The sequence below is a fragment of the Streptosporangium album genome, from assembly GCF_014203795.1.
In the GTDB taxonomy this organism is placed as follows: Bacteria; Actinomycetota; Actinomycetes; order Streptosporangiales; family Streptosporangiaceae; genus Streptosporangium; species Streptosporangium album.
Map to the genome: position 1 here is coordinate 822,982 of NZ_JACHJU010000001.1, position 14,038 is coordinate 837,019.

Here is a 14,038-nt window from a genome sequence, read left to right on the forward strand (position 1 = left end):
TCACCGGTGGCGGGCCGTCGGGACACCGAGGCCGCATCGTCGTCGGGACGGATGGCCCCGAATGTGACCGTCTGCTCGCCGGGGAACTCGGCGTCGTCCGCGGGGGCGCCGGGTGACGCCTGAGAGGGGGCGGCGAGGCGGTGGTCGCGCTCGCTCGGATGGGTGGGCTTGTTGGCAGCCGACTTCACGGTACCCGCTCCGCTCGAACCATCTCGACCTCCTGGCCGACCTTCACGACATCGCCAACGATCACGATCGCAGGTGGCCGAATCCCAGCCGCGGTCACGCGCTCCGCCACGGTGGAGAGCGTGGCGTAAAGAGCGCGTTGGGTGGGAAGAGTACCGTCCTGTACCACCATTACGGGAGTTTCTGGCGAACGTCCGTCATGGATGAGTGTTTCGGCAATAGTGCCGATCCGTTCGACGGCCATCATGAGCACCAGGGTTCCACCGGAACGCGCCAGATTCGGCCAGTCGACGGTGGATCGGGCGTCGCCGGGCGGGACGTGAACGGAGATCACGTGGAACTCCTGGCTCACGCCGCGATGGGTCACCGGCACGTTGGCCGCCGCGGGCACCGCGACCGGGCTGGTGATCCCGGGGACGATGGTCACCGGGATCCCCTCACGGGCGCAGGCGAGCATCTCCTCACCACCCCTGCCGAAGACGAACGGGTCGCCGCCCTTGAGGCGGACCACGAACTTGCCCTGCTTCGCGTGCTCGATCAGCAGCTCGTTGATCCTCTCCTGGGCCATGTAGCGACCGTAGGGGATCTTCGCGGCGTCGATCAGCTCGACGTCCGGGGAGAGCTCGTCGAGCAGGGCCTGCGGTGCGAGGCGGTCGGCGATGACCACGTCGGCCTGAGCGAGCAGCTGACGCCCTCGGACGGTGATCAGTCCGGGGTCGCCGGGGCCACCGCCGACCAGGGCGACGCCGACCGGTTTGGTGCGGTTACGCCGGGCGTCGACCGTGCCGTCGCGCAGCGCCTCCACGACGGCGTCCCTGATCCCGGCCGCCCGGCGGGGGTCGCCACCCGCGGTGACGGCCACGCCGATCTCCCCCACGCGCCCCGCGGCCGGGGTCCAGGCCGCCGATGCGTCCTTGTCGTCGGCGCGCACGCACCAGATCCGCTTGGCCTCTGCCTCGGCGGCCACCGCGGTGTTCACCGCCCGGTCGTCCGTGCAGGCCTGGACCAGCCAGGCCCCGTCCACGTCACCGACCTGGTACGGCCTCGCCTGCCAGATCACACGGCCGGTCGCGATGAGATCGTCGAGGGCATGCGTGACGCTCGTGGAGACGATGGTGACCAGGGCGCCTGCCTCAAGCAGCGCCGGGACCCGCCGTTGAGCGACGCGCCCTCCGCCCACGACGAGCACCCGCCGCCCGGAAAGGCGCAGACCGAGCAGGTAGGGCGACATGGTGACAGATCTCCCGTTCGAGATTAATCGTGAAGCACGATGCGTTAAGAGGTAAACCTACCGGCTAATGGCCCGCTGTTTGCTGCTCACGTGTTAACAGCGTAAAGAAGCACCTGACCACAATTCACCCGCGGAGTCGAGACCTCGGCGGATCATGCTTCCTTGTCGGTGACCCCGGCGGAATCAAAGGTGGCCACCTCGTGCATCACCCTGACCGCGGCGCAGACGAGCGGGTGGGCGAGCAGGCCTCCGGTGCCCTCTCCTAGCCGGAGTTCCAGCTCGACCAGGGGCCGCAGGTCCAGGTGTTCGAGCGCGGCGCGGTGGCCGGGCTCGGCCGAACGGTGCCCGGCCACGCAGTGGTCCACCACGTCGGGAGCCAGCGCGGCCGCCGCCAGCGCGGCCGATCCCGCGATGACACCGTCGAGGATGACCGGCACCCTCAGCGCCGCTCCTCCCAGGATGAATCCGGCGATCGCCGCGTGCTCCAGCCCGCCGACCGCGGCCAGCGTCTCCAGCGGCGGCACAGCCCGGCCCGCCGCCGACGCCTGCTCCCGCTCCGGCGCAGCCGGGCTCGCCGCCGACGTGCGCTCCGGCGCGTCGGCGGAGCCGTTCTCCGCTCCGCCGTCCAGGCCGTTCACCCGCAGGGCCCGCCGGACCGTCTCGACCTTGCGGGTCAGGGTCTCGTCGTCGATCCCGGTGCCCCTGCCGGTCACACCCGCCGCGTCCTGGCCGGTGAACGCGCAGATCAGCGCGGCGGAGGCGGTGGTGTTGGCGATGCCCATGTCCCCGGTGATCAGGCAGCGGGCCCCTTGGCCGACGAGCTCGCGGGCCACCGCGATCCCGGCCTCCAGCGCCGCGACCACCTGCCCGGCGGTCATCGCCGGCCCGCGTGACAGGTCGGCCGTGCCGTACGCGACCTTGCTGACCGTCAGTCCCGGCGAGGGATGCAGATCGGCGGCCACTCCGACGTCGACGACGGTCACCGAGGCGCCGACCTGGGCGGCGAAGGCGTTGACCACGGCTCCGCCCGCGAGGAAGTTGCCGACCATCTGCACGGTGACCTCCTGCGGCCACGGGCTCACCCCCTGGGCGTGGACGCCGTGGTCGGCGGCGAAGATCGCCAGAGCCGCGGGGGCCGGGAGCGGCGGCGGGCTGACGGCCGCGGCTCCGGCCAGCCGTACGGCCACCTCCTCCAGCACACCGAGGGCACCCCGGGGCTTGGTCAGGCTGTCCTGGTGGGCCCGGGCCGCGGCGAGGGCCGCCGGGTCCGCGGGCCGGATCGCGGCGACGGTCTGCTCAAGAATGGTCATACCGTCCAGTGTCCCCCGGGAACGGCGTCTCCCGGAAAGATCACCAGGTGATCCCGCTGAGCGCCTCCTCGTAGCGTTCGACGATCACGTCGGCCAGGCCCTCGCAGTCGCCGATGACCTCGGCACAGCGGACGTCGAGGTCGGGGTGGCCCGCGGCGTAGGCCATGGCCTGGGCCCAGACGCGGTCCAGCACGCCACCGGCGAACAGCAGGTAGGGGACGACGATCACTCGCTTGGCGCCGAGGCGGCGGCAGCGCTCGATGCCGCCGGGCACACCGGGTGGGGTGAGGGAGACGAAGGCGGTCTCCACGGTCATGTACTCGTGGGCGTGGGTCTCCCAGAACAGGCGGGAGACCCGGTGCACGTCGGCGTTCGTCTCGGGGCTGGTGGAGCCGTCACCGACCAGGACCACGGCGGTCTCGCCGATCTCGATGCGCTCGGGTTCGTCGTCGAACGGCACGGCGGCCGCGGGGACCAGGCGGAGGCTGGCGACCTCGGCCGCGGCGTCGGCCAGGCGCTCGGCGAGCAGTGCCAGGATGCGGGGGTCGGCCCCCAGGGGGCGGCCGTAGTCGCAGGCGAGCATGGGATGCCGCTCGTGCTCGCGGGCCATCGCACCGAGGATGTCGGCGCCGATCCGCGCGTCCCCGGTGAGACTCAGCGGCAGCGCCACCATGCGGTGATGCCCACGCGCCACCAGCGAGGCGACCGAGTCGCTGAGGCGCGGTCTGGCCTTGGAGACGTATCCGCCGGACACCTCGGCCGCCGTCTGGTCGAGACGGCAGCGCAGCCTGTGGACGAATCTGCCGAATTCAGCAGATCCATCGTCATCATGCGAGCCCTGCCCGATGAGCAGCAGCGGCGGTTTCATGGAAACAGGACTCCAATGACCTTGACCTGGGGATACGCAACAGCGATTCGCGAGGATATCCGATAACGCCACGGCATGGACAGGTAACGGTTCCGCAAAGGCATGACTGATCAAGGCCGGGCGGATCACATGGGGACGGCGGGACGAGAGATGTCCTTGATCAGGTGAGATCGGCTCTGAGGAGGCCGAACACGACGACGTCGTGCGGGCCGTCGTCCTCCAGTTCGGCGGCGCGCAGCACACCCTCCCTGACGAACCCGGCCTTCTCCGCCACCCTGAGCGAGGCGGTGTTGTCCAGATTGGCGCGGAGTTCGATCCGGCGCAGGGAGGTGGCCGCGAACGCCCAGCGGGCCAGGCCGCGCACGGCCTCGGGGGCGTAGCCGCGTCCCCGGTGCAGCGGGTGCACGCCGTACCCGACCTCGGTGGTTCCGGTCCCCCACAGGGTCTTGAACAGGCTGATCGCGCCCACGACGAGCCCGTCGGCGTCCATCGCCAGGTGCACGCCCTGGCCGGAGTGGCGCAGTTCGTGCACGCCACGGGCGAGCCATTGCGTGATGCCGGACGGGTGACCGGGCGCGCCAGGCGGGAGGAAGGCGTGGCGTGCCTCGATGACGGAGCGGATCCGGCCGGCGTCGGCCGGGGCGAAAGGACGGAGAGTGAGCCGTTCGGTCGTGACGGACGGATCGGGCATTCGCGCGGTCACACGCTCTCCCTGGGGCGGAAACGGAGGGGTGCACAGCTCATCCCAGTGGGGCATACCCACGCAACTCGGCGGCCCGGCCCCGGGAGGGCGGGGCCGGGTCAGCGGACGATCACGACCTCCAGCGTGCGGGGACCGTGAACGCCCTCGACCCGGTTCAGCTCGATGTCACTGGTCGCCGAGGGGCCGCTGATCCAGGTCAGCGGCCGGGCCGGGTCGAGCATCCGCACGGCTTCTGGCACGCCCGCGACGATCTGGCCGGCCCGCACCACGCACAGGTGGTAGTCCGGCACCAGGGTCAGCGCCCGCCGTCCCTGTCCGGGGCCGGCGTCCAGCACGATCGTGCCGGTCTCGGCGATCCCCAGCGCGCACCCCGTGACCACGCCGTCGGCCGCGTCCAGCGCCGCCGCGCTCAGCGCGGGCTCGTCCCCCAGGATCGCGGCGGTTCCGGGCCCGGCGGCGCCCTCCCGCGTGGCCCCGTCGGCTCCGGGTTCAGGTGCCGCGTGCCCGGGACGGTCGGCCGCCGCCTCGACGGCCGACCGCACGGCCCGTGCCCACTCCTCCGGCAGCCCGTCGGGGACGACCAGCCGGGTGGCCGCCCGGCGTCGCAGCGCCGCCGTGATCGCCTCCGCCGCCTCGGCCGCGTCCACCACATGGACGACGGCCCGGTAGTCGGCCACGCGCTCGGCGAACAGCTCCACCACGCCGTCCGTGCCCGGCGACGTGCGGTAGGCGCGGGTGATCGCGACCTCCGGGGCGCCGGCCACGGCCGCGCGGATCCGCGACAGGATCAGCTCCCTGCCTCCGGTGGACGTGCCCGTCCGCGTTCCTCGCGTCGCTCGGCCGCTCATCGGGTGCCTCCGTCGGTCCGGCCCCACCAGTCGCGGAAGGACTCGGCGGGGATGTCGGGGATGTCACGGGTGTCGGTCCAGGCGGACAGCGGGCCGGGCAGACGTCCGGGGACGAACCTGCGCAGGCGGCCGCCGAGGCGCTGGGCGCCGGCCAGCCGTGCCGGACTGTTGAGCACCCAGCCGGCCGCGCGCATGCCCAGACGTTCGGCACGCGGGTGACGGGCCTTGCCGCGCAGATGGATCAGGACCTCGGGGATGTCGATCGCCACCGGGCAGGCCTCGAAGCAGGCGCCGCAGAGGGTGGAGGCGTACGGCAGGGAGGCGTCCAGCTCCGATTCCATGCCGCGTAGCTGCGGGGTGAGGATCGCGCCGATCGGGCCGGGGTAGACGGAGCCGTAGGCGTGACCGCCCGCGCGCTCGTAGACCGGGCAGACGTTCAGGCAGGCCGAGCAGCGGATGCAGCGCAGCGCCTGGCGGCCGACCTCGTCGGCGAGGACCCGGGTACGGCCGTTGTCGAGCAGGACGAGATGGAACTCCTGCCCCTCGACCGCGCCGGTCCAGGTCGAGGTGTAGGGGTTCATCCGCTCGCCGGTCGAGCTCCGGGGCAGCAGCTGGAGGAAGACCTCCAGGTCCTGCCAGGTCGGCAGCAGCTTCTCGATGCCGACCACGCTGATCAGCGTCTCGGGGAGGGTCAGGCACATCCGGCCGTTGCCCTCGGACTCCAGCACGACCAGCGTGCCGGTCTCAGCGATCATGAAGTTCGCACCGGAGATCGCGACCTTGGTGGACAGGAAGCGTTCCCTCAGGTGGAGCCGGGCGGCCTCGGCGAGGGCGCGGGGCTCGTCGGTCAGCCCCTCGGGGGCCGCGCGGCCGAAGGAGGCCATCTTCTCCTGGAAGATCTCGCGGATCTCCGACCGGTTGCGGTGGATCGCGGGGACCAGGATGTGGGAGGGCCAGTCGTCGCCGAGCTGCACGATCAGCTCGGCGAGGTCGGTCTCGTAGGCGGAGATCCCCTGGTCCTCGAGTGCCTCGTTGAGGCCGATCTCCTGGGTGGCCATCGACTTGACCTTGACCACGGTGGTCTCGCCGGTCGCCTTGACCAGGCCGGCGACGATCCGGTTGGCCTCCTCCGCGTCGGCCGCCCAGTGGACGTGCCCGCCGGCCGCGGTGACCGCCTCCTCCAGCTGGAGGAGGTAGCGCTCCAGGTTGCGCAGGGTGTGGTCCTTGATCTCCTTGCCCGCGGTCCGGAGCTCCTCCCAGTCGGGCAGCTCGGCCACCACGGAGGCCCGCTTGCCGCGGATCGTGTGCGTGGCCTTGCGCAGGTTGAACCTGAGCTGGGAGTCCTGTACGGCCGCCGCGGCGTTCTGGGGGAACGCGGGCATGCCGAGGAACGTGTTGCCGCCGCTCATCGCGCGTCCCCTCCCCCGGGCGCCGGTGTCGCGTGGCCGTGCGGGGACCGGTCGGTGGAGAAGACCGGCGTGCGCATGATGTCGATCATCGAGTGGCCTCCGTGGTGGCGAGGATCTCGGCGAGGTGCATGATCCGGACACCGGCGCGCTGGCGTTTGAGGGTGCCGCCGATGTGCATCAGGCAGGAGTTGTCCGCCGCGCAGAGCACCTCGGCTCCGGTGGCCATGATGTTGCCCACCTTGTCGCCGCACATGGCGGCGGAGACGGCCGGGTTCTTCACCGCGAAGGTGCCGCCGAACCCGCAGCACTCCTCGGCTCCGGGGAGGGGGACCAGCTCCAGCCCTCTGACCTGCTGGAGCAGGCGGGTGGGCCGGTCGCCCAGGTGGAGGCCGCGCAGGGAGTGGCAGGTCGGGTGGTAGGTCACCCGGTGCGGGAAGGACGCGCCGACGTCGGTGACGCCGAGGACGTCGACGAGGAACTCGGAGAGCTCGTGGACCTTCGGCACCGTCGCGGCGGCCTCGTCGGTCCCCACCAGCCGGGGGTACTGCTCGCGGACCATCGCGGCGCACGATCCCGACGGCGCGACGACCGCGTCGTATCCGGCGAAGACGTCCAGGAAGTGCCGCGCCAGCCGTCTCCCCTCCTCGGGGTATCCGGTGTTGACGTGCATCTGGCCGCAGCAGGTCTGCGCCTGAGGGAACTCGATGTCGCATCCGAGGCGGCGCAGCAGTGTCACGACCGCCCGCCCGGTGCCGGGGAACAGCGTGTCGTTCACACACGTGATGAACAGGGCGACGCGCATGGCACTCCTTCCGCTGTTTGGTCAGACCACAGTATGGTCTGACCATATTTCGCCACAAGAGGAGGTCCCTTGAGCGGATGGCAGCCCGTCCGACGCACCCGGGCGTTCGAGGACGTGATCGCCCGGATCGAGGAACGCATCGCGGGCGACGGGCTCACGGTCGGCGACCGCCTGCCGGGCGAGCGCCAGCTCGCCGAGCAGCTCCAGGTCAGCCGGTCGTCGGTGCGCGAGGCGATGCGTGTGCTGGAGACGCTGGGCGTGGTGTCCTCACAGGCCGGACGGGGCCCCGACGCGGGAGCCGTACTCATCTCACGGCCCGCCGGGGCCCTGACCGACCTGCTCCGGCTGCACCTCGGCCTGTCGAGCCTCTCCCTTGAGGAGGTCATCGACGCCCGGCTGATGATCGAACAGTGGTCCGCCGCGCGCGCCGCCGTCCAGGGGGCCGACCTGTCGGTCCTGGGCGGCGCGCTGGAGCGGATGGACCACGCGGCGACGGCCGAGGATTTCGTCGAACACGACACCGCCTTCCACGTCGCCATCGCCGAGGCCTCGGGCAACCGTCTGATCGCCGCCATGATGCGTTCCCTGCGCGACTCGGTCCGCCGCTACGCCATCGAGGCGGTCGAACGCCTCGGCGACACGAGCGGGCTCAGGGCCGACCATCATCGGATCCACCGGGCCATCGCCTCCGGAGACCACGTGGAGGCGTCGGCCGCCGTCGCGACCCACCTGCGGCGCGCCTATCCGGACATCTCACCCACCTCGACCCCCTCGGCCACCCCGCGGAGCTCGGGCGCCGAAGACCGGGGTCGGCCCGAAGACCGAGCCGGGTCCGAAGACCGAGCCGTCTCCGAAGGAGAAGGGCGGCACGAGGAACGGAGGCGGTGCGACGAACGGGGGCGGCCGGACGGAGTCGGCTGAACGGCAGTTCGCGCCGGAACATACCGCCAGCGCGTCGAGCTGCTGATCGAACTGGGCGATGACGGCCGGCGAGACCTCGGAGACGAGGTTGTGCAGCTGGTAGGGGTCCCTGGCGAGGTCGTAGAGCTGGTACTCACCGGTCGAGTAGCGGACGAAGGTGTTCTGGGAGGTCCGCATGCCCTGGTAGGCGGGGACCGGCGTCTGCCGGCCCGACTCCTCGCTGGTCGGGCGGTAGAACTCCAGCAGGACGTTCTGCCGCCAGCGGGGAGGTGTCCGGCCGCGCAGGAGCGGGAGCAGGGACCTGCCCTCGGTGAAGGCGGGGAGCTGGGCCCCGGCGAGCTGGGCGAAGGTCGGGGAGAGGTCCACGTTGGCGCCCATCTCGCTGACGACGCCGAGGGGTTTGACCCCCGGCCCGCGGACCAGGAGAGGCACCTTGATCGACTCGTCGAACGGGGTCGTCTTGCCCTGGGCGAGGCGGTGCTGGCCCAGATGGAACCCGTTATCGGAGCTGAAGAATATGTAGGTGTTCTCCAGCTTCCCCGCCGCTCGCAGGGTCTCCACCAGGGCGCCGACCATGTCGTCCACGCCGAGCATGGCCCGGAGTCGGCGGCGGTAGCGCTCGTCGATCTTCTCGACCGTCCGTGTCGTGAACCTCGGACGCGAGCTCAGCCAGCGGGGCTCGGCGCTCACGTCCGGCTGGTCGAAGGACGGGGGCCGGGGAGCGGTCGCGTCGGCGAAGTCCCCGGCGTGCCGGGGCGCGTAGTTGGACGGGTTGTGCGGGGCGATCGGGGCGAGGTACAGGAAGAACGGATCGGTGCTCGCCTGGGAGACGAACGCATCGGCCTTCTGGCTGAGCACGTCCGCCAGATAGTCCTCCGGCGCGTAGCCGTGGTCGGTCAGCAGCCCGTTCTCGTTGAGCGTGTATCCGTACTCGTTGTAGAGCTGGCGGACCGGGACGTCCCACTCGTCCCAGCCCGGCGGCACATATGTGGCTTCGGCGGCCCCTCCGGGGTAGTGATTTAGATATTTGCCCATTAATCCGGTGCGATAGCCGGCCGATTTCATCCACGTGCCGATAGTGGAACGCTCCAAACCAGAATTATGGAACTTTGTGAACCCCCCCTCGGGCGCCGTGTTGGTCAGCACGCCGTGGCTGTGAACGTACTGGGAGCGCAGGATCGACGAGCGCGAGGGACAGCACCAGGAGTTCGACACGAAGAACTGCTCAAAGCTGGTGCCCTGCAGGGCGATTTGATTCCATATATTCGGGAATTTCTGTAAATCCCCTGCCTCCAGGTCATCGACAAGGATGAACACGATGTTCGGTCGTTCGGCGACCTGGGCAACGGCGGGAGCGACTCCCGAGGCCGTGAAAACGGCCAGCAACATCAGACACAGGGCCTTGCGGACAGCGTTGAGCACAAAGGCTCGTTTCCCAGAAGGCCGAATATCGACACCTCCCTATCGACCAGTCAAGATAGAACGTGTTCTAATTAAGGTGCGTTTATCCGTCTGGAGGCCCCCTGTGAGCACTGACCTGAAGCTCGGCCTGAACCTCGGCTACTGGCAGCGGAACGCCGACGACGCCACCGAGGTCGTCCAGGCCGCGGAACGGCTGGGCTACGACTCCGTCTGGACCGCGGAGGCCTACGGCAGTGACGCCTTCACCCCTCTGGCCTGGTACGGCGCGCGTACCTCCCGCATCAAACTGGGCACCTCCGTGGTACAGATCTCGGCCAGGACACCGGCCGCGACCGCGATGACCGCGATGACGCTCGACCACCTGACCGGCGGGCGGCTGCTCCTGGGCGTCGGCGCCTCCGGACCACAGGTGGTCGAGGGCTGGTACGGCATGCCGTTCCCCGGCCCGCTCGCCCGGACCCGCGAGTACGTCGAGATCATGCGCAAGGTCTGGCGCCGCGAGGAACCGGTGACCAGCGACGGCGCGCACTACCCGCTCCCCTACCCGGGCGGCGCCAACCTCGGCAAGCCACTGAAGCTGATCACCCATCCGCTACGCGAGGAGATCCCGCTCTACCTCGGCGCCGAAGGTCCCCGGAACGTGGCGCTCGCCGGCGAGATCGCCGACGGCTGGCTGCCGCTGTTCGCGCTCCCGGAGAAGACCGAGCAGATGTACGGCCCGTCGCTGGCCGGCGCCCGGCCCGGCTTCGACATCGCCGCCATGGTCATGGTGATGATCACCGATGACATCAAGGGAGCGCTGAACGGCGTGAAGATGATGCTGACGCTCTACATCGGCGGCATGGGGGCCAAGAGCCGCAACTTCCACGCCGACATCATCGGCAGGATGGGGTATGCCGAGGCGGCCCAGGAGATCCAGTCGCTCTATCTGGCCGGGCGCAGGGACGAGGCCTTCAACGCGATCCCGGACGAGCTGGCCGACGGCATCTCGCTGGTGGGCCCGGCAGGACGGATCCGCGAGCGCCTGGAGCCGTGGCGTAAGAGCCCGGTCACGAGTCTGCTGGTGATGGGACCGCGCGACGAGACCTCACTCAGGACGGTCCGCGACCTCGTCCTGGGCTGATCCGGGGCGGCGGCTACGACCCCACCATCGTGCCGGACGGCGACTTCGACGCCCGCCGGCTCGACGAGGCGGCCCGCGACCGGCCCGTGGTGCTGCGCGCGTACGACCACCACACCGTCTGGTGCAACACCGCCGCCCTCGCGCGCGCCGGAATCGGTCCCGGCACGCCTGATCCCCGGATCGGCCGGATCGTACGGCGCGAGGACGGCAGCCCGCTCGGCACCCCGCGCGCGGAGTGCCGTCCTTCCGCGCCAACCTCTGTCATGCCACGCAGCCACTGCGGGACACCGACGGCCGACACTCGTTCAGAGCTCCTTTCTCGCGCCGTTGAGAGAGCGGGCGACAGCCGTGCCGCCCTCTCCTCCGTCCCGCGTCCTTGCCGGCGCGGAGTCGAGGTGCTCCTCGGCGGAAACGGCCCGGCAGAGCGCTGCTAGTCCGGACGGGGGGCGGGGTTGGCGGTGACGGAACGCAGCAGCGGAGCACTCGCCGCACCGGCCCCGACCACCCCGGCGAAGCCGAGGGCCACGCAGACGGACAGGGTGATCGCGCCGGTGAGGTTCATGGCGGAGAGCGCGAACGGCAGGGCGCAGAACACCCCGATCGCGATGGCACCGCCGCCCATGACCGTCAGCGGGATCAGCGTCTCGGCGCGACGGGCCCTGTTCAGCACCTCCAGCGGGGTTCCCGCCAGGCGGAGCAGGGCATAGGTCTGCCTGCGGTCCAGGATCGAGGAGGCGGCGGTGATCCCGGCGCTGGCGATGGCGACCAGGAACGAGACCGCGAGCACGGTGACCGTCCCGGTGCCGATATCGCCGAGGAGGCGGTTCGACAGCTCCCCGTCGGCGTCCAGGGTCGCGCCGTGTCCCGGCACCAGGCCGTCGAGGGCGGTGCGCGCCCGGTCGACCGTCTCGGTGTCACGCTCCTGGAGGGAGGCGGTGAGCACCTTGGTCCCGCCCTCGCCGCCACCGACGTCGATCCCGGCGAGGATTCCCGCCGCGGACAGGCGCTCGCGGGCCCCGGCGGTCGCCTCGGCCACCTGGGACGAGGGGACGGACAGGTGCAGGTCGGTGGCGTTCGCGTTGCCGAGCAGGCCGCTGTCCGGGCTGAGGAAGCCGATGAACCCGGCCACGAACCCGGTCATGGCGACGCCGCTCACGGTCCGCCAGGCGGCCCTGGGATCGTCCATCAGGCGGCGCCCGGCCAGCAGGCGGGCCGGACGGCGCGCCGTGCGCGCGGTGATCCGGCCGATCAGGCCGATCACCCACGGGCCCACCAGGTTGATGGCCAGGAAGGCGAGGCCCAGGACGACGGCGATCACTCCGGCGCCGACGCCCACCCCGAGCGTGGGTACCACGGCGAGGATCGCCAGCAGCGCGACGACCCGGACGGAGCGCATCGCCGGAGGTGTCTCCCGCTTGGCGACACCGAGCGGGCTGACCACGACCCGGCGCAGGCCGACCACCGCCGACAGGCCGACGAGCAGCGGCACGGCCACCAGAACGGCGAGCACGGGGAGCACCCCGGGCCACGCGTCGGAGACGAACCAGGTGCCACCGGCGATCTCGATCCCGGTGATCAGCGGGATGGACAGGCCGTAGAGCACGGTGCCCAGCACCGCTCCGCCGAACGCGATGATCACCGCCTCCGCGACGGTCATCGTGACCACCTGGCCGGGGGTCGCGCCCACCAGCCGGAGCGCGGCCAGACGCTGGTCCCGGCGGGCCACGGTGAGCCTGGCCGCCGCGCCCCCGAACACCAGCAGCGGCACGACCATGAGAACGCTCGCGATCAGTCCCAGCGCCTTGTACACCTCCGCCGTCTGCGTCGGCTCCCCGGTGAAGCCGGAGATCTTCGTCGGCGCGATGGCGGCACCGGAAGGAACGGAGGCACCCGGAGGCCTGCCGTCCGCCGGCGCGGTCATCAACGGGGAGTCCGGTGCCTGCCCGCGGACCGCGACGAGTTCACCGGGGTGGACCAGTGCCTCGTCGCCGACCGTTCCGCCGATCTTCGTGGGGAATCGGTGGGCGAGCTGGTCGGCCGGGAGACTTACGGTGAGTTCGGCCAGCGCGGGAGAGAACCAGACCTCGCCCGGGACCGGGAAGCGGTCCAGGCCCGGCGGCGGGGCCGTCCCCGGTTTCAGCGCCGCCAGGTCCACCACCGTGATCGCGCTGTCGCGCACGTAGTCCGTGTGCACGGCCTCGATCGCCACGGCCTTGCCGGTGGCCGTGACCGGGTTGCGCCACGCCTCCCGGTCGGCCCGGCTCTGGAAGGCGAGGTTGGCCGTCACGGCGAAGAGCAGCAGGGCGGTGGAGACCGCCACCGCGATCGCGGTCAGCACCGCCCCCAGCAGGCCGCGGCGGCCGCCGCCGCGCAGCAGCCGCCAGGTCAGGCCCATCAGCCCGCTCATCCCGTCACCTCGGGGGTCTCGGGAGCCCTCAGCGCACCGGGGACGTGGTGGACGGCCGGCCGGCGCGCGGCGTCGTGGTCAGCGGGGGATGGCGCACCGTACCGGGCGGGGATGAGCCGGCCGTCGCGGACCTCGACCACGCGGTCGCACCAGCGGGCCACCTCCACGTCGTGGGTGACGACCACCAGCGAGGCGCCGTTGTGCTTGGTGGCCTCCACCAGCAGGCGCATCGTGTCGTGGCCGGTGGCCTGGTCGAGCGCGCCGGTCGGCTCGTCGGCGAAGATCACCGCCGGCCGGGTGACCAGGGCGCGGGCGATCGCCACCCGTTGCGCCTGGCCGCCGGAGAGCTCCCCGGGCCGGCGTCCCTCCATGCCGCCGAGGCCGAGCGGGCCGAACCATTCACGGGCCTGCCGTACGGCGTCGGCCCGGGACACGTTGCCGAGCATGAGGGGCAGCGCGACGTTCTCCTCGGCCGGAAGCTCCGGCAGGAGCTGGCCGAACTGGAAGACGAACCCGAACCGGCTGCGGCGCAGGGCGCTGCGCTCCCGCTCCCGCATCGTGTCGACGCGCCCGCCGAGCAGGTGCACCTCACCCGTGTCCGGCTTCATGATCCCGGCGAGGCAGTGCAGCAGGGTCGACTTGCCCGACCCGCTCGGCCCCATGATCGCTACAGCCTCGCCCGCGTGGACGGCCAGGCCGACGCCTCCCAGCGCCACGGTCGGGCCGAACCGCTTGACCAGGCCGACCCCTTCAAGAACAACACTCATGCCGATGACCCTCCCGCGTACGGGCATCGCGGTGGATCGGC

Annotated in this window: 12 protein-coding genes and 1 pseudogene; 3 read left to right on the plus strand and 10 right to left on the minus strand. The window is 71.4% G+C overall.

Features of this window, described 5'->3' with window-relative positions; translation table 11 throughout:
* Nucleotides 1-184 precede the first annotated feature (184 nt).
* The 7 genes from cobA to FHR32_RS03825 all read right to left on the minus strand — a co-directional run bounded on the left by cobA (nt 185) and on the right by FHR32_RS03825 (nt 7,357).
* Nucleotides 185-1,417 (minus strand): uroporphyrinogen-III C-methyltransferase, encoded by a 1,233-nt coding sequence (cobA, locus tag FHR32_RS03795; RefSeq protein ID WP_184753017.1) that lies wholly within the window; start codon nt 1,415-1,417, stop codon nt 185-187.
* 152 nt (nt 1,418-1,569) lie between these two features.
* Nucleotides 1,570-2,727 (minus strand): nicotinate-nucleotide--dimethylbenzimidazole phosphoribosyltransferase, encoded by a 1,158-nt coding sequence (locus FHR32_RS03800; RefSeq protein WP_184753018.1) that lies wholly within the window; start codon nt 2,725-2,727, stop codon nt 1,570-1,572.
* A gap of 40 nt (nt 2,728-2,767) precedes the next feature.
* Nucleotides 2,768-3,595 (minus strand): sirohydrochlorin chelatase, encoded by an 828-nt coding sequence (locus FHR32_RS03805; protein WP_184753019.1) that lies wholly within the window; start codon nt 3,593-3,595, stop codon nt 2,768-2,770.
* A gap of 160 nt (nt 3,596-3,755) precedes the next feature.
* A complete protein-coding gene (locus FHR32_RS03810; RefSeq protein WP_184753020.1) occupies nt 3,756-4,298 on the minus strand; it encodes a GNAT family N-acetyltransferase in 543 nt (180 codons plus the stop codon).
* A gap of 98 nt (nt 4,299-4,396) precedes the next feature.
* Nucleotides 4,397-5,146, minus strand: a complete 750-nt coding sequence (locus FHR32_RS03815) for a LutC/YkgG family protein (protein WP_184753021.1) — start codon at nt 5,144-5,146, stop codon at nt 4,397-4,399.
* Nucleotides 5,143-6,555 (minus strand): lactate utilization protein B, encoded by a 1,413-nt coding sequence (locus FHR32_RS03820; RefSeq protein ID WP_184753022.1) that lies wholly within the window; start codon nt 6,553-6,555, stop codon nt 5,143-5,145. Before FHR32_RS03820 ends, FHR32_RS03815 begins: the two co-directional genes overlap by 4 nt.
* Nucleotides 6,556-6,640: 85 nt before the next feature.
* Nucleotides 6,641-7,357 carry a (Fe-S)-binding protein gene (locus tag FHR32_RS03825; RefSeq protein ID WP_184753023.1) on the minus strand — a complete coding sequence of 239 codons (717 nt, stop codon included), beginning with the start codon at nt 7,355-7,357 and terminating at the stop codon, nt 6,641-6,643.
* Nucleotides 7,358-7,426: 69 nt separating this feature from the next.
* Between FHR32_RS03825 and FHR32_RS44015 the strand changes: the two genes are divergently transcribed.
* Nucleotides 7,427-8,278: a FadR/GntR family transcriptional regulator gene (locus FHR32_RS44015; protein WP_246465952.1), complete on the plus strand. Its 852-nt coding sequence runs from the start codon at nt 7,427-7,429 to the stop codon at nt 8,276-8,278.
* A 42-nt stretch (nt 8,279-8,320) separates the two neighbouring features.
* Here the strand turns inward: FHR32_RS44015 and FHR32_RS03830 are convergent.
* Nucleotides 8,321-9,667: pseudogene (locus tag FHR32_RS03830) on the minus strand (sulfatase family protein); the annotation flags it as partial.
* 136 nt (nt 9,668-9,803) lie between these two features.
* Between FHR32_RS03830 and FHR32_RS03835 the strand changes: the two are divergent.
* Both FHR32_RS03835 and FHR32_RS03840 read left to right on the plus strand, forming a co-directional pair.
* A complete protein-coding gene (locus FHR32_RS03835; protein WP_184753025.1) occupies nt 9,804-10,823 on the plus strand; it encodes an LLM class F420-dependent oxidoreductase in 1,020 nt (339 codons plus the stop codon).
* Between the two features lie 29 nt (nt 10,824-10,852).
* Entirely contained in the window at nt 10,853-11,257 is a 405-nt protein-coding gene (locus FHR32_RS03840; RefSeq protein WP_312881966.1) for an amidohydrolase family protein, read from the plus strand.
* Here FHR32_RS03840 and FHR32_RS03845 read toward each other — a convergent pair.
* Both FHR32_RS03845 and FHR32_RS03850 read right to left on the minus strand, forming a co-directional pair.
* Nucleotides 11,254-13,230, minus strand: coding sequence for an FtsX-like permease family protein (locus FHR32_RS03845; RefSeq protein WP_246465954.1), 1,977 nt, complete (start codon nt 13,228-13,230; stop codon nt 11,254-11,256). The two genes, FHR32_RS03840 and FHR32_RS03845, sit on opposite strands and share 4 nt — an antisense overlap.
* Nucleotides 13,227-13,997, minus strand: a complete 771-nt coding sequence (locus FHR32_RS03850) for an ABC transporter ATP-binding protein (RefSeq protein WP_246465956.1) — start codon at nt 13,995-13,997, stop codon at nt 13,227-13,229. The genes FHR32_RS03845 and FHR32_RS03850 overlap by 4 nt, the downstream gene beginning before the upstream one ends.
* Nucleotides 13,998-14,038: the final 41 nt, after the last annotated feature.